The organism is Pelomonas candidula, from assembly GCF_043555985.1.
GTDB lineage: Bacteria > Pseudomonadota > Gammaproteobacteria > Burkholderiales > Burkholderiaceae_C > Pelomonas > Pelomonas candidula.
This window is the reverse complement of the sequence record NZ_JBIGIC010000054.1, coordinates 1-331: the sequence shown is the minus strand read 5'-3', so window position 1 is coordinate 331 and position 331 is coordinate 1. Positions and strand designations below refer to the sequence as shown.

At 75.2% G+C, this 331-nt stretch carries 1 protein-coding gene; it reads left to right on the top strand.

What is annotated here, in order from left to right; genetic code table 11:
• Positions 1-331, top strand: a 331-nt coding sequence (locus ACG04R_RS28450) for an ATP-binding protein (RefSeq protein ID WP_394418201.1), incomplete at both ends; no start/stop codon positions are given.

The window sequence follows — 331 nt, the reverse complement described above, 5'->3', positions numbered from 1 at the left end:
GTGGCGACCGCAAGCGCACCCGGTTGCTGCAGCGGGCCCAGCTCAAGTACCCCAGCGCCACGCTGGAGGACGCGAGCTTCGAGGGCATCCGCGGCATCGACCGCGCCGCGCTGTGGGGCCCGGCGCTGGCCACCTGGATCGAGCGCGGGGTGACGATCTGCTTCGCGGGGGCCACGGGGGGGGGCAAAACCGGGTGGGCGTGCGCGCTGGCGCTGTCCGCCTGCCGCCAAGGCGCCTCGGCGCTGTACTTGCGCGTGCCGCGCCTGGCCGAGGAGCTGCGCATCCTGCACGGCGCGGGTAGCTTCCGGCGCGGGCTGCAGCAGCTCGCCAA